The following is a 20,691-nucleotide window of genomic DNA, read 5'->3' as shown; positions in this document are numbered from 1 at the left end:
TTATATGAGTGCACAATCTGCCTAGTATCAGCCCGCCATAGGGGGTAGATCTGTACAGCATGACGATCGATGACCTCGACGCCCGCCTCATCGCCCTGCTCGCCGCCGAGCCCCGGCTCGGCGTGCTGGAGTGCTCGCGCCGGCTCGGCGTGGCGCGCGGCACCGTGCAGGCCAGACTCGACCGCCTCATGGACCGCGGCGTGATCACCGGCTTCGGCCCCGACGTGTCGCCCGCCGCGCTGGGTTACGGCGTGACGGCGTTCGTGACGATGGAGATCAGGCAGGTGGCCGGGCACGACCCGGTGGCCGACCGGCTCGCGGCCATCCCCGAGGTGCTGGAGGTGCACACGATCACCGGCGACAGCGATCTCCTCTGCCGCGTGGTGGCGCGGACGAACGCCGATTTGCAGCGGGTTATCGATTTGATCGTCGATGTACGGGGCGTACTCCGGACTAATTCGATCATCGCCCTGGACACTCCGGTTCCCTACCGAGTGCTGCCTTTGGTCGCCGATGTTCCACGTCGCGAGGGCCGCCGGTCGTAGTATCGCTAGGGACGAGGCACCGTTGTGGATCGTTTACCCTTGGCATTCGCCCAGCTTGCGGGGGTTGGGCGAGGGTCGACGAGGGGGGTGGCCGAAGGGTGCGTAGTGGTGGTGGAAAAGGAATGCGGAAGCGGCGGATTCTCCGAATAGTCCTGATATCCAGTGGCGCGGGAATCCTCGTACTGATCGGGCTTTTCGCCGTTGCGTGGGCACTGACTCCCATTCCGGACGAGACCCAGAAGCAGGCGACCGCACAGGGTTCCGTGATCTATTACCGCGACGGCAAGAGCGTGCTGGCCCGGCAGGGCGTCGACCGCCGGCGGGTCGATCTGTCGCAGGTGCCCAAGCACGTACGCGACGCCGTCATCGCCGCCGAGAACCGCTCCTTCTACGAGGACGCCGGCGTGTCGGTCAAGGGCACCGCGCGGGCCGTCTGGTCCACGCTCACCGGCCGCCAGCTCCAGGGCGGCTCCACCATCACCCAGCAGCTCGTCCGCAACTACTACAGCGGCCTCAGCCAGGAGCGCTCGGTCACCCGCAAGTTCAAAGAGATCCTCATCGCGGTGAAGGTCGACCAGTCCAAGTCGAAGGACTGGGTGCTGGAGCAATACCTCAACACGATCTACTTCGGCCGCGGCGCCAACGGCGTCCAGTCGGCCGCCCGCGCCTACTTCGGCAAGGACGTCGAGAAACTCAGCGTGGCCGAGGGCGCCTACCTGGCGGCGGTGATCCAGCAGCCCAGCCGCTTCGCCGACCCCAAGGGCTCCGACCTCGCGGCGGCCAGGGCGCGCTGGCAGTCGGTGATCAAGGCGATGGGGCAGACCGGCGCGCTGACCCCGCAGCAGGTGGCCGCCGAGCGCTTCCCCGAGCTGATCGAGCCGAAGAAGCCGTTCGAGCTCAAGGGCCAGGCCCAATACATGCTGGAGCAGGTCACCGCCGAGCTCAACCGGCGCGGCTACAGTGACGAGGACATCAACAGCGGCGGCCTCAAGATCGTCACGACCTTCGACAAGAAGCTCATGCAGGCCGCCAAGCGGGCGGTCACCGAGGTGCTGCCCGACGCCACGCCGAAGAAGGTGCGCACCGGGCTCGCCGCCGTCGACCCCGCCACGGGCGAGGTCGTGGCCTTCTACGGCGGCAAGCCGTCGCAGTCGAAGTACTACGACAGCGCGTTCTCGGCCAAGGTCATGGCCGGGTCGACGTTCAAGCCGTACACGCTGGCCGCCGCGCTCGACAACGGCTTCGACCTGTCCACCAGGGTCGACGGCAACTCGCCGCTGCGGGTCGCCTCGGCCGCGCAGGCCATCCCCAACGACGGCGACCGCTCGTACGGGCAGATCAACCTGATCTCCGCCACCCAGAACTCCGTCAACACCGCCTTCGTCGACCTCGGCCAGAAGGTCGGGCTCGACAAGGTGGCCGAGGTCGCCGAGGCGGCCGGCATCCCCGCGTCCCAGCTCGACCAGCACAAGCACGCCGCCGCCTTCCCGCTCGGCGTGGCGTCCGTCAGCGCCGTCCAGAACGCCTCGGGCTTCTCCACCTTCGCCAACAAGGGCGTGCACATGGAGGCCCACGTGGTGAAGTCGGTGACCGACGCCGAGGGGCGCGAGCAGGTCGTCGAGCCGGTCGCCACCAAGGTGGTCGGCGAGCAGGCCGCCGCCGACACCACGTACGCGATGCAGCAGGTCGTCAAATACGGCACCGGCACCGCCGCCCGGCTCTACGACCGCCCCGTCGCCGGCAAGACGGGCACCACGGACGAGTCGAAGTCGGTCTGGTTCAACGGCTTCACCCCGCAGCTCTCGGTCGCGGTCGACATGTTCCGCGACGACAACGCCACCGTCACCATCCCCGGCTACGGCACGCAGTTCGGCGGGCAGCTGCCGGCGCAGATCTGGCGGGCGTTCATGACCGAGGCGATGGCGGGCAAGCCCGTCGAGGAGTTCCCCGAGCCTTCCGAGTACGGCTGGTCGTCCGGCTACACCGAGCCCGACCGCGACCGTGACCTGCCCAGGCCCGACTACACCGCGCCGCCCGCCGACCCCGGCTGGGACGACCCCGAGTCCGACCCCGTCCTGCCGCCCACCGACGAGCCGCCGACGGACGAGCTGCCCGACGACCTGGGCCGCTCGGGCGGGCCGCCAGAGGAGACGGCGCCGCCGGAGACGGACGAGCCCGACCAGCCGTCCATTCAGCAGGACGACCTCCAGGACACCCGCCCCCAGGACGGCCGCGACCGCCAGCCCGCGGCTTGACCCGGCTCAGCCGGCCAGTTCGGCTTCGAGGGCTTCGACGGTGGTCACCGGCATGCGGCAGGTGAAGCCCCTGCACACGTACGCCGCGGGCGCCCCGCCGACCGGGCCGCGCCCCTCCAGCAGGGCGGGGTAGCCGTCGCCGCCGGGCCGGCCGAGTGCCACCACCAGGCCGGGCGCGTCGGAGAGCAGCGCCGCGCGGTGCAGCTCCGCCGTACGCGGGTCGTCGGCCGCACCCACCACCGCGACCTCCACGGGCCCCGACAGCGCCGCCCGCGCCACGGCCAGCCCCCACCCGGCGAACCTGGCGTGCCCGCCGGCCAGCACCGACACGGTGCCGAGCGCGGCCTGCGCGGCCTCGCGGTGCCGGGTGGAGCCGGTCAGGGCGGCGTACGACAGCAGCGCCCCAGCGGCCGCGTACTGGCCTGAGGGGGTCGCGTTGTCGGTCGGGTCCTGGGGACGCTGGAAGAGGCGTTCGGCGTCGTCAGCGGTGTCGTAGAAGCCGCCGGCCCCATCGGAGAACCGGTCGAGCACGGTGTCGAGCAGGGAGCCCGCGAGCCGGAGCCACCTGGGCTCGCCGGTGACGCCGTAGAGGGAGATCAGCCCCTCGGCCAGGTCGCCGTGGTCCTCCAGCACGCCGGCGTTCGTGCCGGCCCGGCCGTCCCTGGAGGTGCGCAGCAGCCGGTCACCGTCGACGTGGACGTCCGCCAGCAGCTCGGCCGCCTGCGTGGCCGCCGCGACCAGATCGGGCCGCTCGAACGCGACGCCGGTCTCGGCCAGCGCCGCGATGGCCAGGCCGTTCCACGCGGCCACCACCTTGTCGTCGCGGCCGGGACGGATCCGCCGCTCCCTGGCGGCCAGCAGCCGGGTTCGTACGCTGTCGTAGCGGGCCGGGTCCTCGGGGTCGCGCAGGAGCTGCAGCACCGAGGCGCCGTGCTCGAACGTCCCCTGCGGGGTCACCTCGAACAGCCCGGCCGCCCACCGGCCGTCGTCCTCGCCGAGCACCTCGCGCAGCTCGTCCGGCGTCCAGACGTAGAACTTGCCCTCCACGCCCTCGCTGTCGGCGTCGAGCGCGGAGGCGAACCCGCCCTCGGGCGTGCGCAGCTCGCGCAGCATCCAGTCGGCGGTCTCCAGCGCCACCCGCCGCGCCAGCTCGCCGCCGCCGGCCCGCCACCAGTGCGTGTAGACGCGCAGCAGCAGGGCGTTGTCGTAGAGCATCTTCTCGAAGTGCGGGACCACCCAGCGGTCGTCCACGCTGTAGCGGGCGAAACCGCCGCCGAGCTGGTCGTACATGCCGCCGCGGGCCATCGACTCCAGCGTCTTGACGCTCATCTCGCGCTCGCCCGAGCGCAGCAGGAACTCCAGCACCATCGACGGCGGGAACTTGGGCGCGCCGCCGAACCCGCCCGAGGCCGCGTCGAACGACTCCCGCAGATTCCCTACGGCCTGCCGCAGCGTCTCCTCGCCCGGCTCGGGCCCGCTGGGCAGCGAGGTGTGCGCGTTGAGCGCCTCGACGACCTTGGCGCCCTGACTGACGACGGAGTCGCGGTCGCCCGTCCAGACGCGGTGCACCTCCTGCAGCAGCCTCCTGAACTGGGGCCGCGGGAAGTAGGTGCCGCAGTAGAACGGATGGCCTTCTGGCGTGGCGAACACCGTCATCGGCCAGCCGCCCTGACGGGTCATGGCCTGCGTGGCGTTCATGTAGACGGCGTCGACGTCGGGACGTTCCTCGCGATCGACCTTCACGTTGACGAAGTGCTCGTTCATCAACGCGGCCGTCTCGGCGTCCTCGAAACTCTCGTGAGCCATGACGTGACACCAGTGACAAGCCGAGTAGCCCACGCTGATCAGCAGGGGCACATCACGCCGCCGCGCCTCCGCGAACGCCTCCTCACCCCAGGGCCACCAGTCGACGGGGTTGGCCGCGTGCTGGAGCAGGTAGGGGCTCGTCGCGTCTTTCAAGCGGTTCATCAGGACCTCCCCGGCCCACCCTAGCCACCCCGTCGTGGCGGACCTCACGGTGACGTGCGGCATGGCGCGGGCACGCGTAGGTTACGAGGGGTGGATATCAAGTTCGTCTGCGCGCATGCCGGCCGGCCGGCGACGGCCGTGACCCGCAGGGACGTCGCGCGCGCCCTGCTCGCCGTCCCCTCGGGCGTGGCGCTCGTGGCGCTGCCCGACCTGCGGCGGGCCATGGTCGCGGCGGGCACCCCGCTGTCGGTGGCCTTCTGGGAGTCGGCCAAGGCGACGCTCAGCGCGATCGAGGCGGGCGTGGCGACGGTGGGCGACGTGCAGCGGTGGGTCGAGTCGACGGGCACCGAGCCGATCCTCATGACGCCCAGCTACTTCGTCTGGCCTGAGGAGGACGAGCGCGGGCCGGTGGCGACCGAGATGTTCGCGCGGCTGGTCGCCTACCTGGAGGACAAGGTCGCGGCGGGGGAGATCGACCCCGACGCGCTGGCGGCCGGCGACCAGGAGGCGCGCTCGGCGTACGAGGAGCTCCAGGAGAGCTGGCTGAGCACGCCGCTGCCCGACGGCCGGGTGCCCGGGTTCGCGGTGAGCGACGAGCTGGACGAGGAGCTGTTCTCGGCCTGGGACGAGGAGGAGGAGTTCGCGCTGTCGGAGCTGCGGCGCATAGTCGCCGAGCTGCCCAAGCAGCCCGAGCTGCCGATGGCGGAGCTGGAGACGGCGGCCACCAGGCTGCGCGCCCTGCTGGCCCTGCCCGGTTACCCCGCCAGCGTGCTGCGGGCCTGCGCGGGTTTCGACGAGCGGCCGCTGCCCGACGACGACGTGGAGCTGTGGCTGACGGTCGCGGCGGGCATCGCGGGGCCGATCGCGGACCTGTCGGAGGGCGCCGACGTGCTGGAGGAGTTCGCCGACCTCGACAGGGAGCTGAGCGAGGAGGACACCGCGCTCGCCAACCTGTGCGCCATCCAGCACGCCGACTGGCTGGCCGGGGTGGCGGCGCTGGTCAGGATGGGGCCAGGCGTGCTGGCCTCGCCCGAGCGGATGGCGCGGCTGATCGCCGAGTCGGAGGACATCGACATCGACGACCAGGACGACGAGGACCTCCACACCACCGAGAGCCTCTTCACCTCGGTGGTGGGCCTGTGGGGCCTGCTCGGCATCGTGGACGCCGACGATGTGCTGACCCCGCTCGGCTGGTGGGGCCTGCCCAAGGCGCTGGAGCGCGCCTGGTCGGGCGAGGGCTAGGCCTCGGTGTCGAGCAGCTCCTGGAACTCGGGGTGCCGCTTGATGTATTTGGCGACGTACGGGCAGAGCGGCTGCACCTTCAGCCCCGTGTCGGCGCTGGCCCGCAGGGCGTGGGCGACCAGCGCGGCGGCCAGCCCCTGCCCCTCGTAGGCGGGCTTGACCTCGGTGTGCAGGAAGACGATCTTCGTGGGCAGCAGGCGATAGTCGGCGAACCCCGCGACCTCGCCGTCCACGCGGATCTCGAAGCGGCTCTCCGCCGGGTTGTCGACGACCTCGCCGGCCATCTATTCGCCGCCCTTGTCGTCGGCGCCGCGCGCCGCCTTGCCCGACGCCTGGGCGGACGCCTGGGCGGGCTCGGCCTGGTCGGTGTCCTGCTCGTGCTCGCGCGGCACCTGGATCTTCGACATCTGCTTGTTCATCGACTTGATCAGCATGTAGAGCGCGAAACCGAGCACGGCCACGACGACGAACCCGAGCAGGCCCGGGCTGACTTCACCTGCTGCTAGAACGGTCACGACTCCAGTCTGCCACCGCGATGCCGTGGTCCGGTCAGTGGCAGGCCGGTTCGACCTCGTCGGCGTGGATGCCGGCGAACAGGTCGTCCTCGGGCACCGCGGTGTCGACCAGCGAGCGGGCCAGGTGGTAGTCCTCGGTCGGCCAGATCTCCTGCTGCAGCTCGCGCGGGCAGACGAACCAGAAGCCGTCGTCGGGGTCGACCTGGGTGGCGTGGGCCAGCAGCGCCTGGTCGCGGATCTCGAAGTAGTCGCCGCACGGCACGCGGGTGGTGACCGGCCACTTGGCGGGGCGGTCCTCCCAGCGGGAGATCCAGTCGGCGTAGGGGGAGCCGAGCCCGCGCTCCATCATGGCCTCGTGCAGCGCCTCGAAGCGCTCCTTGGTGAAGCCCATGTGGTAGTAGAGCTTGAGCGGCTGCCACGGGTCGCCGGTGCCGGGGTAACGGTCGGGGTCGCCGGCCGCCTCGAACGCCTCGACCGAGACCCTGTTGGTCATGATGTGATCGGGGTGCGGGTAGCCGCCGTCGTCGTCGTACGTGATGATCACGTGCGGACGGAACTCGCGGATCGCGGCGACCAGCGGCGCGGTGGCGTCCTCAAGCTTCTGCAGCGCGAAGCAGCCCTCAGGCAGCGCCTCGTCCTCGCTCTCCGGCAGCCCGGAGTCGACGAAGCCCATGAAACGCTGCTGCACGCCGAGGATCTCGCGGGCCCGCGCCATCTCGGCCCTGCGCACCTCCGCGATGTTGGCTACGACCTCGGGCCGGTCCATCTTCTTGTTGAGCACGGATCCTCGCTCACCGCCCGTGCACGTACACACCAGCACTTCCACGCCCTCGCGCACATAACGCGCCATGGTGGCGGCGCCCTTGCTCGACTCGTCGTCGGGGTGGGCGTGGACGGCCATCAGCCTCAACGGTGCACTCACGGGCTCGAAGCTCCTCAGTAGGGACCGGTCACTCGCCCAGAGAGGTTAGTTTCTGCTGGGCGGTCGCGAGGGCACACCCCTCGCGGGCGACAATTGTCTCGGATAACGCCGAGGGAGTGCAGGGAGATTCCGCCATGGTCACCAGAGATGCCGGGAACGGGCCCGTTCTCGGCACACCCGACGACTTCCCCGACCGGCCCAGGAGAGGCGGCCGGCTCGTCGTCCACGTGGTGATAGGCGTGCTGGTGGCCATCATCGCGGGCGGCTGGGGCTACGTGATGTGGTCGATGACGGCGGGCGGGTCGGAGGCGCCGTCACAGGTGGTGACGTTCGAGATCACCGGTCCGACGCGGGCGGAGATCACCTTTGAGGTGTACAAGCCCGACGATAGGGTGGCCGTCTGCCGGATCAGGGCGCTGGACGTCGATCACGCGGAAGTGGGCAGCAAGGAAGTAAGAATCCCGGCTGGTGAGGGTAGTAAGCAGCTCAAGGAAAGCCTCGACACGAGCGGTCAGGCGACTTCCGTCCACATCCAGTACTGCAATCTCGTATAGTGAGACATTTGGGGAAGCGTTCGAGCGACGGACTTGTTAGCCTTTCGCAATTCAACCGTATGCAACCTCAAGTGATCTCAGGGCCCCCTAGGCAAGCAAGGAGAACCCGTGGCCGACTCTCGCGATGAGAACGTCACATGGCTGACGCAGGAGGCGTACGACCGTCTGAAGGCGGAGTACGAATATCTCTCTGGTCCCGGGCGCGTCGACATCGCCAAGAAGATCGAGGCCGCTCGGGAAGAGGGCGACCTGCGTGAGAACGGCGGCTATCACGCCGCCAAGGACGAGCAGGGCAAGATGGAGGCCCGGATCTTCCACCTCAGGCAGATCCTCGACAACGCCCAGGTCGGAGAGGCCCCCAAGGCCGAAGGCGTCGTCGGACCCGGCATGACCGTGACGATCCGGTTCGTCGGTGACGACGACGAGGTCACCTTCCTGCTCGCCTCCCGCGAGGAGAGCGGAGCACCGATCGACGTCTACTCGCCCAAGTCCCCGCTCGGGGCGGCGATCAACGGCAAGAAGATCGGCGAGAAGGCGACCTACTCCATGCCCAACGGACGGCAGAACACCGTCGAGATCCTCGAGGCTGTGCCGTACATCGGCAACTGACCCCACCGAACGACGACCGCCGGGCCCCCGATGGCCCGGCGGCATTTTCGCATGGGTCGGGAATCCGCCAGGATCTGAGCTTCCTGGTCAGGAACCGGCGGCGGCGTAACACGGCCAGGCTGGTGCCGTTCATCGTGGTGGCCCTGGTCGCGGTGCTGACCGCCGACGTGCTCTTACTCGCGCAGCCCGAGAGCCTCTTAGAGCCCGAGGTGCCGCGCGCCACGCCGAAGCAGTCGCTGCTGGCGCAGAAGCGGCCGGAGCGCGTCCAGGCGTCGCCGGCGGCCTCACCCACGGGGCCGGCCGTCCAGCCGGTGGCGCCGCTGAGCAAGCTGCACAAGCCCAACCTGTTCGTGCTCACCCGCAAGCCCTTCACCCAGGAGCTGCTGCAGAAGGTGGCCAAGGTGCCGGGCGTGCGGGCGCTCGAGCTGGCCGACGCCGCCTCGATCATGCTGGACGGCAAGCGGGTGCAGACGCTGGCGGTCAACCCGTCCACGTTCCGCGCCTACACCCCCAAGGTGACCGCCTCGTCCGATGCGCTGTGGCAGAACGTCGCGGCCGGCGACGTGGCGGTCTCGTTCGTGCTGGGCAACGACGGCGGGCTGCCGCTGCACAGCCGGGTCTCCGCGGGGCAGTCGCTGCACCTGCGGGTCGGCGCGTACGCCACCACCGGCTTCGGCGCCGTCGACGCCGTCGTCTCCAAGGACATCGGCCGCAGCCTGGGCCTGCCGCGCGACAACGCGCTCATCGTCAGCGCGCCCAAGGCCGACTCCGACGTGCTGCGCAAGCGCATACTCGCCAGGCTGCCCAAGGGCACGCAGGTGGCGATGGTCAACCCGGTGCTGCCGCAGCCGAAGCAGAAGGTGACCCAGAACTGGCCGGCCGGGTCGTTCATGACGGGCGAGCAGCTCACGGTGGCGCTCAGGGCGGCCGTGTCGAAGCTGGGCCGCCCGTACGTGTGGGGCGCCGAGGGGCCCGACACCTTCGACTGCTCGGGGCTCGTGCAGTGGGCCTACGCGCAGGCCGGGGTGCGCATGCCCCGGGTGACGCATCAGCAGTGGGTGACGGGGCCGCAGGTGGCATACGCGCAGGCGCAGCCGGGCGACCTGCTTTTCTGGCGAAACGACCCGACAAATCCCGCTTACATTTCCCACGTGGCGATTTATTGGGGTAACGGGAAAATGCTGCACGCGCCACGTACCGGAGACGTCGTGAAGATCGTCCCGGTGCGCACCCGCAACCTGGCCGGGGTCGTCAGGGTCAGCCCGATCGCCGCCGCCAAGGTGCGCTGAGAACCGCCCAGAAGATCCACCCAGAAGATCCACCCAGAAGAACCTCCGCCCTCAAGCACGTGCAAAGGCGCCGCAAGTATGTAATGTTGATTACATGGCAACAGATGACGTGACGGCGCAGGTGCGCGGGTGGTTCACCGGACGGCTGCCCGGCGACTGGTTCACCGGCGCTCCCGAGATCATCGTCGACCGCGAGGAGATCGCGGTCCTGGGTCCGCTCCCCGACCCGCCGCAGGATGTGCCGGAGGCCGAGCGGGCCGCGCTGATCGACGGGCTGGCCCGCCGCTTCAGGGAGGAGACCAGGGAGCGGCGGATCGAGATCGCCAGGGAGGCCGAGCACAAGTTCCGCCAGAAGGTCTCCTGGGGCGTGGTGTGCGGGGGCGAGACTGTGATGTTCACCACACTGTCGGTGCCCGTCATGACCCGGTTGCGCCAGGCCGAGCGCCAGGTGCTCGACACGCTCGTGGCCGCCGGCGTGGCCAGAAGCCGCAGCGACGCGCTCGCGTGGTGCGTACGCCTGGTCGGCAGACACACCGACACGTGGCTGGCAGATCTGAGAGACGCGCTGCAGCACGTCGACCGCGTTCGCGCCGCGGGCCCCGACGTCAATTCCTGAGACCCGCCAGCGGAAACGGACCGGCGAATGGACTAAACCACTTCGGAAATTGGTTCAGACCAGCCCTATTGGTCTGGACCACTGCCGAGAATTTCCTCTTTTAAATCTCCTCTTCCTGGGTAGGCTCCCCCAATCGTCAGGGCCGCTGCCTGCGGCGACGGCCTGACCGACAGGTCTATGCCAATTGGCGTGAAAGCCGCTTCGTCGTTAATGATGACTGGGCCCTGGGAGAGTGGAGGAGTCAGCGCCGTGTCCGTTTCCGTAGAAGTAACCGCACCCACCAGCAATAAGGAATTGGCCGCGTGGGTGAACGAGGTCGCCGCCCTTACCCAGCCGGACCGCGTCGAGTGGTGCGACGGGTCTGAGGAGGAGTGGACGCGGCTCACCAACCTCCTCGTCGAGCAGGGGACGTTCACGCGCCTGGCCGCCCGGCCCAACAGCTTCTACGCCAAGTCCGACCCGAGCGACGTGGCCCGCGTCGAGGACCGCACGTTCATCTGCTCGGAGCGCGAGGAGGACGCGGGGCCGACCAACAACTGGATCGCGCCCGCCGAGATGCGCCGCACGTTCGGCGAGCTGTTCAAGGGCTGCATGCGCGGCAGGACCATGTACGTCGTCCCGTTCTGCATGGGCCCGCTGGGCGGGGAGATCTCGCAGCTCGGCGTCGAGATCACCGACTCCCCGTACGTCGCCGTCTCCATGCGTGTGATGACCCGCATGGGCGATCGGGCGCTGCGGCTCATCGAGGAGCGCGGCGACTTCGTCAAGGCCGTGCACTCCGTAGGCGCGCCGCTGGAGCCCGGCCAGGCCGACGTGCCGTGGCCGTGCAGCTCGACGAAGTACATCAGCCACTTCCCCGAGACCCGCGAGATCTGGTCGTACGGCTCCGGCTACGGCGGCAACGCGCTGCTCGGCAAGAAGTGCTACGCCCTGCGCATCGCCAGCGTCATGGCCCGCGACGAGGGCTGGCTGGCCGAGCACATGCTCATCCTGAAGCTCACGCCGCCGTCGGGCGAGACCCGCTACATCGCCGCCGCCTTCCCGAGCGCCTGCGGCAAGACGAACCTCGCCATGCTCCAGCCCACGATCCCCGGCTGGAAGGTCGAGACGATCGGCGACGACATCGCCTGGATGCGCTTCGGCGAGGACGGCCGCCTCTACGCGATCAACCCGGAGGCCGGCTTCTTCGGCGTGGCCCCCGGCACCGGCGAGGTGACCAACGCCAACGCGGTCAGGACGCTCTGGGGCAACAGCATCTTCACCAACGTCGCGCTCACCGACGACGGCGACGTGTGGTGGGAAGGGCTCACCGAGCAGCCGCCGGCGCACCTGACCGACTGGAAGGGCCGCTCGTGGACGCCGGACAGCGACGAGCCGGCCGCCCACCCGAACGCCCGCTTCACCACCCCCGCCGCGCAGTGCCCGACCATCGCGCCTGAATGGCAGGACCCCAAGGGCGTGCCCATCTCGGCGATCCTGTTCGGAGGGCGCCGGGCGACCGCCGTCCCTCTGGTGACGGAGTCGCTGAGCTGGGAGCACGGCGTCTTTCTCGGAGCCAACGTCGCCTCCGAGAAGACCGCCGCGGCCGAGGGCAAGGTGGGCGAGCTGCGCCACGACCCGTTCGCGATGCTGCCGTTCTGCGGCTACAACATGGGCGACTACTTCGGTCACTGGCTGGAGATCGGCCGCCGCAAGGGCGCGAAGCCGCCGCGCATCTACTACGTCAACTGGTTCCGCAAGAACGCCGAAGGCAGGTTCGTCTGGCCGGGCTTCGGTGAGAACAGCCGGGTGCTCAAGTGGATCGTGGAGCGCCTCAACGGCGAGGCCAAGGCCGTGCCCACGCCGATCGGGCTGCTGCCCGCCGACCTCGACACCGAGGGCCTGGACCTGTCCGATGAGGACCTGCGCACGCTGCTGAGCGTCGACAAGGACGTCTGGCGCGAGGAGGCGGCGCTGATCCCGGCCCACTTCGAGAAGTTCGGCGACCACCTGCCCAAGGAGCTGTGGGACGAGTACCACGCCCTGCTCGAGCGCCTCGGCTGATCGAGGCCCCTCGGGGCCGCCACCACGGCGCCGGCCGTCACCGCGACGGCCGGCGCCGTTCTTTCGCGCGAAGGCGGGGAGCTAAAGGAGCAAAACCCCGGTTCGAGCGGACCGCCCTTTTACCGTGCAATGCAGGAGTCACGTCTCAGGACATGACGTTGATCGACCGCACGAGGGGAGGTCGTTCATGAACCTTTTTCTGCTGATCGCCGCGGTGATCCTGGCCCTCTTCACCGCCGCAGCGGCCGCAGGACGGTGGCGGGCCGTCCGCAGCGGGACGCCCATCGAGCTCGGACGCCGCACCGTGGAGCTGTACGAGCTGGCCTACCTGGCGGGCGGGCCGCTGCGGGCCGCCGAGACCGCGATCGCCCTGCTGGTGAGCTCCGGCGCCGTGCGCCTCGGGAGCGGTGGGCGGATCCACAAGGTCAAGCGCGGCCCGGCCGGCGAGGAGTCCGTCGAGAACGTCGTCATCAACCTGGTCGTCGGCCGGTCGGGGCGGAACGTGGCCGTGCTCAAGAGCGAGGTGGCGGGCAGCATCGCCGTCGACGAGATCAGACGCCGCCTCGCGGAGGACGGGCTGGTCGTGGGGGACGACGGCGTGTGGCGGCTGCGTGCGTGGGCGCGCCGGCTGCTGGTGACGGTGGTGGCGGCGGTCGTGGGGGCGGCTTTCGCGGGGGTGGGGCTGTCCGCCGGACCCGGCTCGTACGCGCTGCTCGCCCTGGTCGTCTTCGGGGGCACCGCCGTGGCCGCGGGGATCATGCTCCGCGGCCACCGGCGGTCGATGGCGGCGGCGCTCACGCCGGCCGGCCAAGAGGTCCTGGACGCGGCCAGGCGGGCCGCGAACGCCGGCGACGAGGCCACGTCCATCGCGCTGCACGGGACGGCCGCACTGCGCGACGACATCCTGCGCAAGGAGCTCCGCCGCCCGTCACGCCGGCCCGTTCAGGCGGGCCGAATTCCCACCCGGAGCTCCAGCGGCGGCTACGTCCCCGGCGGCGCGACCTACGGCGCTTCCTCCGGCTGCGGCGGCGGGAGCAGCAGTTGCGGCGGTGGGAGCGGCTGCGGCGGTGGTGGCTGCGGCGGCGGCAGCTGACCGGACCACGGCTCGCCACGACCGGCGCAACGGGAAGCACCGGTCGTGGCGAGCCGCTTGGAATGGGACGGGGCTTGGCGGAGCGGATGAGTCTCGACAAGTCCGGACGCGATGGACATAAGTCCGGACGCGATGGACATGGGTGTGGAGGAGCCGGGGTGAGGAGGCCGGGGTGGCGCGACTGGGTGTGGGGATCGGGTGGCGGTCGGAGCTGGACCTGACGATCGAGCGCATGGACGGCGTCGACTTCGTGGAGGTGGTCGCCGAGAACATCAGGCCCGCCCGCCTGCCGGAGTCCCTGCGGATCCTGCGGGGCAGGGGCCTGCCGGTGATCCCGCACGGCGTGTCGCTCGGGGTCGGCGGGGCGGAGCCGCCCGACCCGGCGAGGCTCGCACACCTGGCGGAATGCGCCGAGGCACTGGGCTCGCCGCTGGTCAGCGAGCATCTGGCGTTCGTACGCGGCGGTGGCGTGGAGGCCGGGCACCTGCTGCCGGTCCCGCGCACCCGGGACTCGCTGAGGGTCGTCATCGAGAACGTGCGCCGCGCCCAGGACGCGCTGCCCGTGCCGCTGGCCCTGGAGAACGTGGCCGCCATCTTCGGCTGGCCGGACGACGAGCTGACCGAGGCGGAGTTCCTGGCCGAGCTGGTGACGGCCACGGGCGTGGGCCTGCTCATCGACGTCGCCAACCTCCACACGAACCAGGTCAACCTGGGCCTGCCCGCCGTGAAAGCCCTGGACGTGCTCCCGCTGGAGCACCTGGCGTACGTGCACGTCGCCGGCGGCTACGAGGCCCACGGCATCTGGCACGACACCCACACCACGACCGCCCCCCAGGAGGTCCTCGACCTGCTCACCGAGCTGTGCGCCCGCGCCACCCCGCCCGGGGTGCTGCTGGAGTGGGACGACGAGTATCCGAGCGACGCCGTGCTGGCGGACGAGCTGACCAGGATCAGGACGGCCATGAGCGTGGCCGGGGACCGGCGATGACCCCTGAGCAGGAGCGGGCCAGGCTGGCGGACATCCAGGCCAGGGTGGTGGCGGCGCTGGTCGCCGGTGGCGAGGTGCCCGGCGGGTTCGACGAGGAGCGGATGCGGGTGCAGGCCGCGAGCCTGCTGGCCAAGCGGCGGGCCATCGTGGCGCGGATCAGTCCCGACGTGGCCGCCGCCGCGGGGCATGACCTGGCCGCCGAGTTCGAGGCGTACGCGCGAAGCAGGGCCACGCCGCCGCCGGACTACCGGACGGACGCCGCCGGCTTCGCCGACTGGCTGCGGGAGCGCGGCCTGATGGAGCCGGAGCCCGTACCGGAAAAGCCCTGGTGGAGGCGGTTGGCGGCGAAGTTTAGGCGGCATCCGCCCGGAAACTGACAGGGGATGGGAGGACTACGCTGTGTCGACGGCTCTTACCTGACCGTCACTCCTGTCGCGTGCACCGACAGCGTCGGCGCGCCGTACGAGGTCACCCTTGAGCTCCACCGCGACGGCACCCCCTACGGCAGCGTGGGGGAGCGCTGCGGCTGGTTGCTGGCCCGGCTGGCCCGCGGCGTCGACGAGGCCCGCCAGGGCAGGGGCGCGGCCCGCCGCTGGGCCGATCCCGAAGACCGTTTCCCGGGCGACGAGCCCGACGGCGAGCTGTTCTCCTTCCGCTACCGCACCAGGGCCGGCCTGCCGGGCGGCGAGCTGCGCTGCCAGCTCAGGACGATCCCGGTCTGGCAGGCGGGACGCGGCGAGTGGCGGCTGACCCGCAGGGCGTACGTCGAGGCGTGGGCCGCCAGCGGCGTCGGCACGAGAGCGGTGCTGACCTCGTCTGAGCTGGCGGGGTTCGTCCGCGAGCTGCTGAATGAGGCGGAAGGGTGTCTGAAAGGTAGAGATATGGCGAGGAATCTGGGAGGCGGAGCAGGCACGGGCGAATCGCGGTGATAATTGCCTGTTAGGTCAATCAGCACCGCTGGGGAGGCGCTCCGTGGGCCTGCGCAATCTGGTCTACCGGCTGTACGAGCACCGGCTGGAGGCCAAGCTGTCCAAGGACAGCATCCCCCGGCACGTCGGGGTCATCATCGACGGCAATCGCCGCTGGGCGCGTGCCAGGGGCATGGGAGACGTGTCCTCGGGCCACCGCAAGGGCGCGGACAAGATCTCCGAGCTTCTCGGCTGGTGCCGGGAGACCGGCGTCGAGGTCGTCACGGTCTGGATGTTGTCCAACGACAACCTCAACCGGCCGCGCGAGGAGCTGGAGCCCCTGCTGCGCATCATCGAGGACGTGACCCAGGAGCTGGTGGCCGAGGGCTGGCGGATCATCCCCGTCGGAGCGCTCGACCTGCTGCCGGACCGCACGGCGAATGTCCTGAAGAATGCAAAAGAAGCGTCATCACACCGTCCGGGCCTGATTGTGAACGTTGCAGTTGGGTATGGAGGAAGGCGTGAGATTGCCGATGCGGTGCGCTCACTGCTCCAGGAGCAAGCGAGCAGGGGAGCGAGCATCGAGGACCTCGTCGAGGTGCTCGATGTGGAGCACATCGCGGAGCATCTTTACACTCGCGGCCAGCCCGACCCGGACCTCCTCATCCGGACCTCGGGCGAGCAGCGTCTGTCGGGCTTCATGCTCTGGCAGAGCGCTCATTCCGAGTTCTACTTCCACGAGGCCTACTGGCCTGACTTCCGCAGGGTCGACTTCCTGCGGGCGCTGCGCGATTACGCTGCGAGACACCGACGTTACGGTTCCTGACGCGACAATCGGGTATCTAGGACGTAACGTTGGAAATGTCCGGCCACAGGTCGGACATTTCGGAGAGGGCCCGCCTTTGCACCATCACATGCCGAGGGGGCCGGACTCCGGCGCCGACGGCGTGAAGCGGTCGGGGACGCGGGTCCGGTCCGATTCCCACCTCGTCTGCAGGGTGCCCGCACCAAGGGGCACCCGGGGGAGAACGTGTGGCAGTGTCCTCGAGCAACCCTAATTCCCAGCCGGCGAAGCGCACGTACGTGCTGGACACCTCGGTGCTGCTGGCCGACCCGGCGGCCATGACCAGGTTCGCCGAGCACGACGTCGTCCTTCCGATCGTGGTCATCACGGAGCTGGAAGGTAAGCGGCATCATCCAGAGCTCGGCTATTTCGCCAGGAAGGCTCTGCGTTACCTCGACGAGCTTCGGGTCACGCACGGCCGGCTGGACGAGCCGATGCCCACGGGGGACGGCACGATCAGGGTTGAGCTCAACCACAGCGACCCATCCATTCTGCCGGTCGGATTCCGCCTGGGCGACAACGACACGCGCATACTCACGGTGGCCCGCTCGCTGGCCAGCGAGGGGTGCGACGTCGTCCTGGTCTCCAAGGACCTGCCGATGCGGGTCAAGGCGGCCTCGATCGGCCTGGCCGCCGAGGAGTACCGCGCCGAGCTGGTGCACGAGTCCGGCTGGACGGGGATGGCCGAGGTCCAGGTGACCGCGGAGGACGTCGAGACGCTCTTCGACGTGGGCACCGCCGACCTCGAGGAGGCCAGAGACCTGCCCGCCCACACCGGCCTGCGGCTGCTGTCGGCCAAGGGCTCGGCGCTCGGGCGGGTGCAGCCGGACAAGTCCGTCAAGCTGGTCCGCGGCGACCGCGAGGTCTTCGGCCTGCACGGCCGCTCGGCCGAGCAGCGCATCGCGCTCGACCTGCTGATGGACCCGGAGATCGGCATCGTCTCGCTGGGCGGCAGGGCCGGCACGGGCAAGTCGGCGCTGGCGCTCTGCGCGGGCCTGGAGGCGGTCCTGGAGCGCCGCCAGCACCGCAAGGTCGTCGTCTTCCGCCCGATCTACGCGGTCGGCGGGCAGGAGCTCGGCTACCTGCCCGGCACCGAGGGCGAGAAGATGGGCCCGTGGGCGCAGGCCGTCTACGACACGCTCGGCGCCATCACCTCGCCCGAGGTGATCGAGGAGGTGCTGGATCGGGGCATGCTGGAGGTGCTGCCGCTCACGCACATCCGCGGCCGGTCGCTGCACGACGCGTTCGTGATCGTGGACGAGGCCCAGTCGCTGGAGCGCGGCGTGCTGCTCACCGTGCTCAGCCGCATCGGCGCCAACTCGCGGGTGGTGCTCACCCACGACGTGGCCCAGCGCGACAACCTGCGGGTCGGCAGGCACGACGGCGTGGTCGCGGTCGTGGAGAAGCTGAAGGGCCACCCGCTCTTCGCCCACGTCACGCTGACCAGGTCCGAGCGCTCGCCCATCGCCGCGCTGGTCACGGAGATGCTCGAGGACATCACCATGTGATCATTTGAGCTCGCCGCAGGTGTACCGCCCCTCGACCTTCGGGGGGCGGTTCGGGTTGTCGCGGATGATCTTCACCTGCTCGAACGCCGCGTCCTGCTGCGCGGTGCAGACGATCTGCGCGATGCCGATCCTGGTGAGCGTGCCCTCGCCGCGGATGTAGACGGTCAGCGTCGAGGTGCGCGGGAGCTGGATCTCGTCCCGCTGCGGCGGGTTGACGGAGTTCTTGGTCCGCAGGTACGTGAACCCGCGCAGCGCCGTGTCCCGCCCGTCGAGCAGCGGCTGCCTGGAGGCCCCGAAGAGCGCGCCGAGCAGGCTGTCCACGGTGTCGTCCTCGACGTCGGCCGGCTCCAGGGTGAGCTTGCCGTCCCTGATGAGGTAGATCGTCTTGGACGGCGGCGGGATCTTCACGGTGGGGGCGTTGCCGCGGTCCTGCACGTCGGTGGGCGAGATGCCGCAGGCCGCCCCGGCCAGCAGGGAGACGACGGCGAGCACGCGGATGATCTTCATGAGTGCGGCAGCCAGACGGTGAAGAGAGTGCCGGGGGTCTGAGGGCGTACGGAGATCGTGCCGCCGTGCAGCAGCACGTTGGACCGGGCGATGGCCAGGCCCAGCCCGCTGCCCTGGCTGCGGGCGCGACCCGCGCCCGCCTTGAAGAAGCGGTCGAACACGTGCGGCAGCGCCTCGTGCGGGATGCCCTTGCCGTGGTCGCGCACCTTGACCTCCAGGCCGTTCTCGGTGGCCCTGGCGCTGACCAGCACCGGGGGCAGGCCGTGCTTGAGCGCGTTGCCGACCAGGTTGGCCACGATGACGTCGAACCTGCTGGGGTCGAGGTGGGCGGTCAGGCCCTGCGACGCCTTCACCGTCACCTGGTCGCTCCAGCCGCGCACCTCCAGGCAGTCGGCGATGCTGTCGGCCACGTTGACCGGCTCCAGGTTGAGCGTGGCGGTGCCGGCGTCGAAGCGGCTGACCTCGATGAGGTGCTCGACCAGCTCGCGCAGCCGTTCGATCTCCCTGAGCACCAGCCTGACGGCCTCGGCGGGCGCCTCGGGCAGGTGGTCGGCCTCCTCGAAGAGCATGTCGGCGACGGCGGTCATCGCGGTCAGCGGCGTGCGCAGCTCGTGGGAGACGTCGGCCACGAACCTGCGTGACATGGCCTCCAGCGAGCGCAGCTCGGCCACGCTCAGCTCCAGTGCGGCGGCGGCGTCGTTGAACCTGGCGGTCAGCCCGGCCAGCTCGTCCTGGCCGTGGACGGGCAGGCGGGTGTCCAGGCGGCCCTCGCCGAGCGCCTGCGCGGCGGCGCTGAGGCGGCGTACCGGCAGCAGCACCTGGCGGGCCGAGAGCAGGGCCACGACCAGCGCGATGAGCACGATGACGATGCTCGTCCTGGTGAGGGCGTTCCGCAGGGTGGCGAGCTGGGCCTCGTCGTCGTGCAGCGGGAAGAAGGCGAACGCGCGCAGCCCCGTGGCCTCGGGCACGCCGGCGTTCGCGCGGTAGACCTCGGCGCCGACGATGAGATACAGCTCATCCCTGATGATCTTGCGCTGGGTGACGACGCTCTGCTTGGCGCGGCCGTGCAGCTCGTTGGGCACGTCGCTCATCGACAGCGGGCCCTCGGCGGCGACCATGTTGCGGTATTCGACGAAGACGCTGCGGCCTGGCCCGCTCAGCGCGTGGGCGACGCGCTGCAGGTCGCGCTGCGACGGCGGTGCCTCGCCCGGCCTGAGCTTGCCGACCGGGAACGTGATGCTGCTCAGCTCCCTGGTCACCACGTCGAGCGCGGTGGTCTCCGCCCTGGAGACCAGCGCGGACTTGGCGAGCTCGTAGCCGATGGTCGCGACCAGCAGCGCCGCGCCGACGGCGACGAGGGTGAAGGTGATGACCAGGCGGGCGCGCAGCCCGGTGGGACGAGGGATGCGGGGGAGCCTCACGGCGGGCTGAACCGGTAGCCGAAGCCGCGCACGGTGTGGATGAAGACGGGCTCGCCCGGCTTGGGCTCGATCTTGGCCCTGATGCGCTGCACGCAGGCGTCCACCAGGCGCGAGTCGGCGATGTGGGTGTGGTCCCAGACCGCGCGCAGCAGGTAGCGGCGGTTGAGCACCTGCCCGGGGTGGCGGACGAGCTCCAGCAGCAGCCGCAGCTCGGTCGGCGTCAGGTGGATCTCCTTGCCGGACAGCGTGACCTTCAGCGCGCCCCTGTCGATGACGAGCTCGCCGAACGTGATGCGGTCGGACGCGGCCGACTCCGCCCTGCGCAGCACGGCGCGGATGCGGGCGTCGAGCACGCGCGGCTCGACCGGCTTGACCACGTAGTCGTCTGCGCCGGCCTCGAGGCCCACCACGACGTCGAGGTCGTCGCCTCGTGCGGTGAGCAGGATGACGGGGAGCTGGTCGAGCTTGCGGACGCGGCGGCACACCTCGATGCCGTCGATGCCGGGGAGCATGACGTCGAGGATCGCGATCTCCGGGCGGCGGGCTCTGATGTGGTCGAGCGCCTCCTCACCCGTCGCGTACGACGTGACGGAGTGTCCCTGCCGGGTCAGCGCCAGCTCCAGAGCCGTGCGCACCGAGGGATCGTCTTCTACAAGGAGGATGCCAGCCACGCGCACATTATTATTCCATGTCCTGATTACCCGGGTTGTGTCACCGAACTGTGACATGTCGTAGATGAGATCCGGAAGTGCGCACGGAACGCTGTAAGCGGCTTCCCTTCCGTTACGGGCGCCTGAAGGGCAGCCACCCTTAATGTGACCAACATCACAATATTTCGGAAATCCGGAGCCAACCAGGTGGTTG

Annotated in this window: 21 protein-coding genes; 14 read left to right on the top strand and 7 right to left on the bottom strand. The window is 70.1% G+C overall.

Translation table 11 applies throughout. From position 1 onward, the window contains the following. Positions 1 to 59 precede the first annotated feature (59 nt). Both AB0K28_RS19370 and AB0K28_RS19365 read left to right on the top strand, forming a co-directional pair. The gene (locus AB0K28_RS19370; RefSeq protein ID WP_345390147.1) at positions 60 to 545 is read left to right on the top strand and encodes an Lrp/AsnC family transcriptional regulator; all 486 of its coding nucleotides are present in this window, start codon (positions 60 to 62) and stop codon (positions 543 to 545) included. A gap of 263 nt (positions 546 to 808) precedes the next feature. Then, positions 809 to 2,800, top strand: coding sequence for a transglycosylase domain-containing protein (locus AB0K28_RS19365; protein ID WP_364371585.1), 1,992 nt, complete (start codon positions 809 to 811; stop codon positions 2,798 to 2,800). A 6-nt stretch (positions 2,801 to 2,806) separates the two neighbouring features. Here AB0K28_RS19365 and AB0K28_RS19360 read toward each other — a convergent pair whose 3' ends face one another. Beyond that, on the bottom strand, positions 2,807 to 4,768 hold the full coding sequence (locus tag AB0K28_RS19360) for a thioredoxin domain-containing protein (RefSeq protein WP_364371582.1): 1,962 nt from the start codon (positions 4,766 to 4,768) through the stop codon (positions 2,807 to 2,809). A 90-nt stretch (positions 4,769 to 4,858) separates the two neighbouring features. Between AB0K28_RS19360 and AB0K28_RS19355 the strand changes: the two genes are divergently transcribed. Beyond that, positions 4,859 to 6,010: a hypothetical protein gene (locus tag AB0K28_RS19355; protein ID WP_364371579.1), complete on the top strand. Its 1,152-nt coding sequence runs from the start codon at positions 4,859 to 4,861 to the stop codon at positions 6,008 to 6,010. Here AB0K28_RS19355 and AB0K28_RS19350 read toward each other — a convergent pair. From AB0K28_RS19350 to mca, 3 genes are read right to left on the bottom strand one after another with little or no spacing between them, the layout of a single operon-like run. Continuing rightward, positions 6,007 to 6,294: a GNAT family N-acetyltransferase gene (locus AB0K28_RS19350; RefSeq protein WP_345390135.1), complete on the bottom strand. Its 288-nt coding sequence runs from the start codon at positions 6,292 to 6,294 to the stop codon at positions 6,007 to 6,009. The genes AB0K28_RS19355 and AB0K28_RS19350 overlap by 4 nt on opposite strands. Next, positions 6,295 to 6,525 carry a hypothetical protein gene (locus tag AB0K28_RS19345; RefSeq protein ID WP_364371576.1) on the bottom strand — a complete coding sequence of 77 codons (231 nt, stop codon included), beginning with the start codon at positions 6,523 to 6,525 and terminating at the stop codon, positions 6,295 to 6,297. A gap of 34 nt (positions 6,526 to 6,559) precedes the next feature. Then, the gene (mca, locus tag AB0K28_RS19340; RefSeq protein WP_345390128.1) at positions 6,560 to 7,447 is read right to left on the bottom strand and encodes a mycothiol conjugate amidase Mca; all 888 of its coding nucleotides are present in this window, start codon (positions 7,445 to 7,447) and stop codon (positions 6,560 to 6,562) included. A 134-nt stretch (positions 7,448 to 7,581) separates the two neighbouring features. On the opposite strand from mca, the gene AB0K28_RS19335 reads away from it, so the two are divergent. The 11 genes from AB0K28_RS19335 (at position 7,582) to AB0K28_RS19285 (ending at position 17,899) form a co-directional block, all read left to right on the top strand. Further along, positions 7,582 to 8,001 carry a DUF4307 domain-containing protein gene (locus AB0K28_RS19335; RefSeq protein WP_345390125.1) on the top strand — a complete coding sequence of 140 codons (420 nt, stop codon included), beginning with the start codon at positions 7,582 to 7,584 and terminating at the stop codon, positions 7,999 to 8,001. Positions 8,002 to 8,109: 108 nt separating this feature from the next. Beyond that, positions 8,110 to 8,610: a transcription elongation factor GreA gene (gene greA, locus AB0K28_RS19330; RefSeq protein WP_148437100.1), complete on the top strand. Its 501-nt coding sequence runs from the start codon at positions 8,110 to 8,112 to the stop codon at positions 8,608 to 8,610. 122 nt (positions 8,611 to 8,732) lie between these two features. After that, positions 8,733 to 9,899 (top strand): C40 family peptidase, encoded by a 1,167-nt coding sequence (locus AB0K28_RS19325; RefSeq protein ID WP_364371572.1) that lies wholly within the window; start codon positions 8,733 to 8,735, stop codon positions 9,897 to 9,899. A gap of 94 nt (positions 9,900 to 9,993) precedes the next feature. Continuing rightward, positions 9,994 to 10,515, top strand: a complete 522-nt coding sequence (locus tag AB0K28_RS19320) for a hypothetical protein (protein ID WP_355431251.1) — start codon at positions 9,994 to 9,996, stop codon at positions 10,513 to 10,515. Positions 10,516 to 10,728: 213 nt separating this feature from the next. Continuing rightward, positions 10,729 to 12,558 (top strand): phosphoenolpyruvate carboxykinase (GTP), encoded by a 1,830-nt coding sequence (locus AB0K28_RS19315; protein WP_364371824.1) that lies wholly within the window; start codon positions 10,729 to 10,731, stop codon positions 12,556 to 12,558. 187 nt (positions 12,559 to 12,745) lie between these two features. Further along, a complete protein-coding gene (locus AB0K28_RS19310) occupies positions 12,746 to 13,651 on the top strand; it encodes a TIGR04222 domain-containing membrane protein (protein ID WP_364371569.1) in 906 nt (301 codons plus the stop codon). Between the two features lie 172 nt (positions 13,652 to 13,823). Continuing rightward, entirely contained in the window at positions 13,824 to 14,639 is an 816-nt protein-coding gene (locus AB0K28_RS19305) for a DUF692 domain-containing protein (protein ID WP_364371566.1), read from the top strand. After that, positions 14,636 to 15,016, top strand: coding sequence for a hypothetical protein (locus AB0K28_RS19300; RefSeq protein WP_364371563.1), 381 nt, complete (start codon positions 14,636 to 14,638; stop codon positions 15,014 to 15,016). The genes AB0K28_RS19305 and AB0K28_RS19300 overlap by 4 nt, the downstream gene beginning before the upstream one ends. 6 nt (positions 15,017 to 15,022) lie before the next feature. Continuing rightward, positions 15,023 to 15,568, top strand: coding sequence for a hypothetical protein (locus AB0K28_RS19295; protein WP_345390107.1), 546 nt, complete (start codon positions 15,023 to 15,025; stop codon positions 15,566 to 15,568). 43 nt (positions 15,569 to 15,611) lie between these two features. After that, positions 15,612 to 16,373 (top strand): isoprenyl transferase, encoded by a 762-nt coding sequence (locus AB0K28_RS19290; protein WP_364371559.1) that lies wholly within the window; start codon positions 15,612 to 15,614, stop codon positions 16,371 to 16,373. A 206-nt stretch (positions 16,374 to 16,579) separates the two neighbouring features. Next, the gene (locus tag AB0K28_RS19285; protein ID WP_345390103.1) at positions 16,580 to 17,899 is read left to right on the top strand and encodes a PhoH family protein; all 1,320 of its coding nucleotides are present in this window, start codon (positions 16,580 to 16,582) and stop codon (positions 17,897 to 17,899) included. Here the strand turns inward: AB0K28_RS19285 and AB0K28_RS19280 are convergent, their stop codons facing one another. The 3 genes from AB0K28_RS19280 to AB0K28_RS19270 are packed head-to-tail and all read right to left on the bottom strand — an operon-like array spanning position 17,900 to position 20,498. Beyond that, entirely contained in the window at positions 17,900 to 18,406 is a 507-nt protein-coding gene (locus AB0K28_RS19280; RefSeq protein WP_364371556.1) for a hypothetical protein, read from the bottom strand. Continuing rightward, positions 18,403 to 19,827: a HAMP domain-containing sensor histidine kinase gene (locus AB0K28_RS19275; protein ID WP_364371553.1), complete on the bottom strand. Its 1,425-nt coding sequence runs from the start codon at positions 19,825 to 19,827 to the stop codon at positions 18,403 to 18,405. The genes AB0K28_RS19280 and AB0K28_RS19275 overlap by 4 nt, the downstream gene beginning before the upstream one ends. Beyond that, positions 19,824 to 20,498 (bottom strand): response regulator transcription factor, encoded by a 675-nt coding sequence (locus AB0K28_RS19270; RefSeq protein ID WP_355431278.1) that lies wholly within the window; start codon positions 20,496 to 20,498, stop codon positions 19,824 to 19,826. The genes AB0K28_RS19275 and AB0K28_RS19270 overlap by 4 nt, the downstream gene beginning before the upstream one ends. Between the last annotated feature and the right edge of the window lie 193 nt (positions 20,499 to 20,691).

Origin of the sequence: Nonomuraea sp. NPDC049504, assembly GCF_040676845.1 — a bacterium.
Lineage (GTDB): Bacteria > Actinomycetota > Actinomycetes > Streptosporangiales > Streptosporangiaceae > Nonomuraea > Nonomuraea salmonea.
This window is presented reverse-complemented; position numbering and strand designations above follow the sequence as displayed.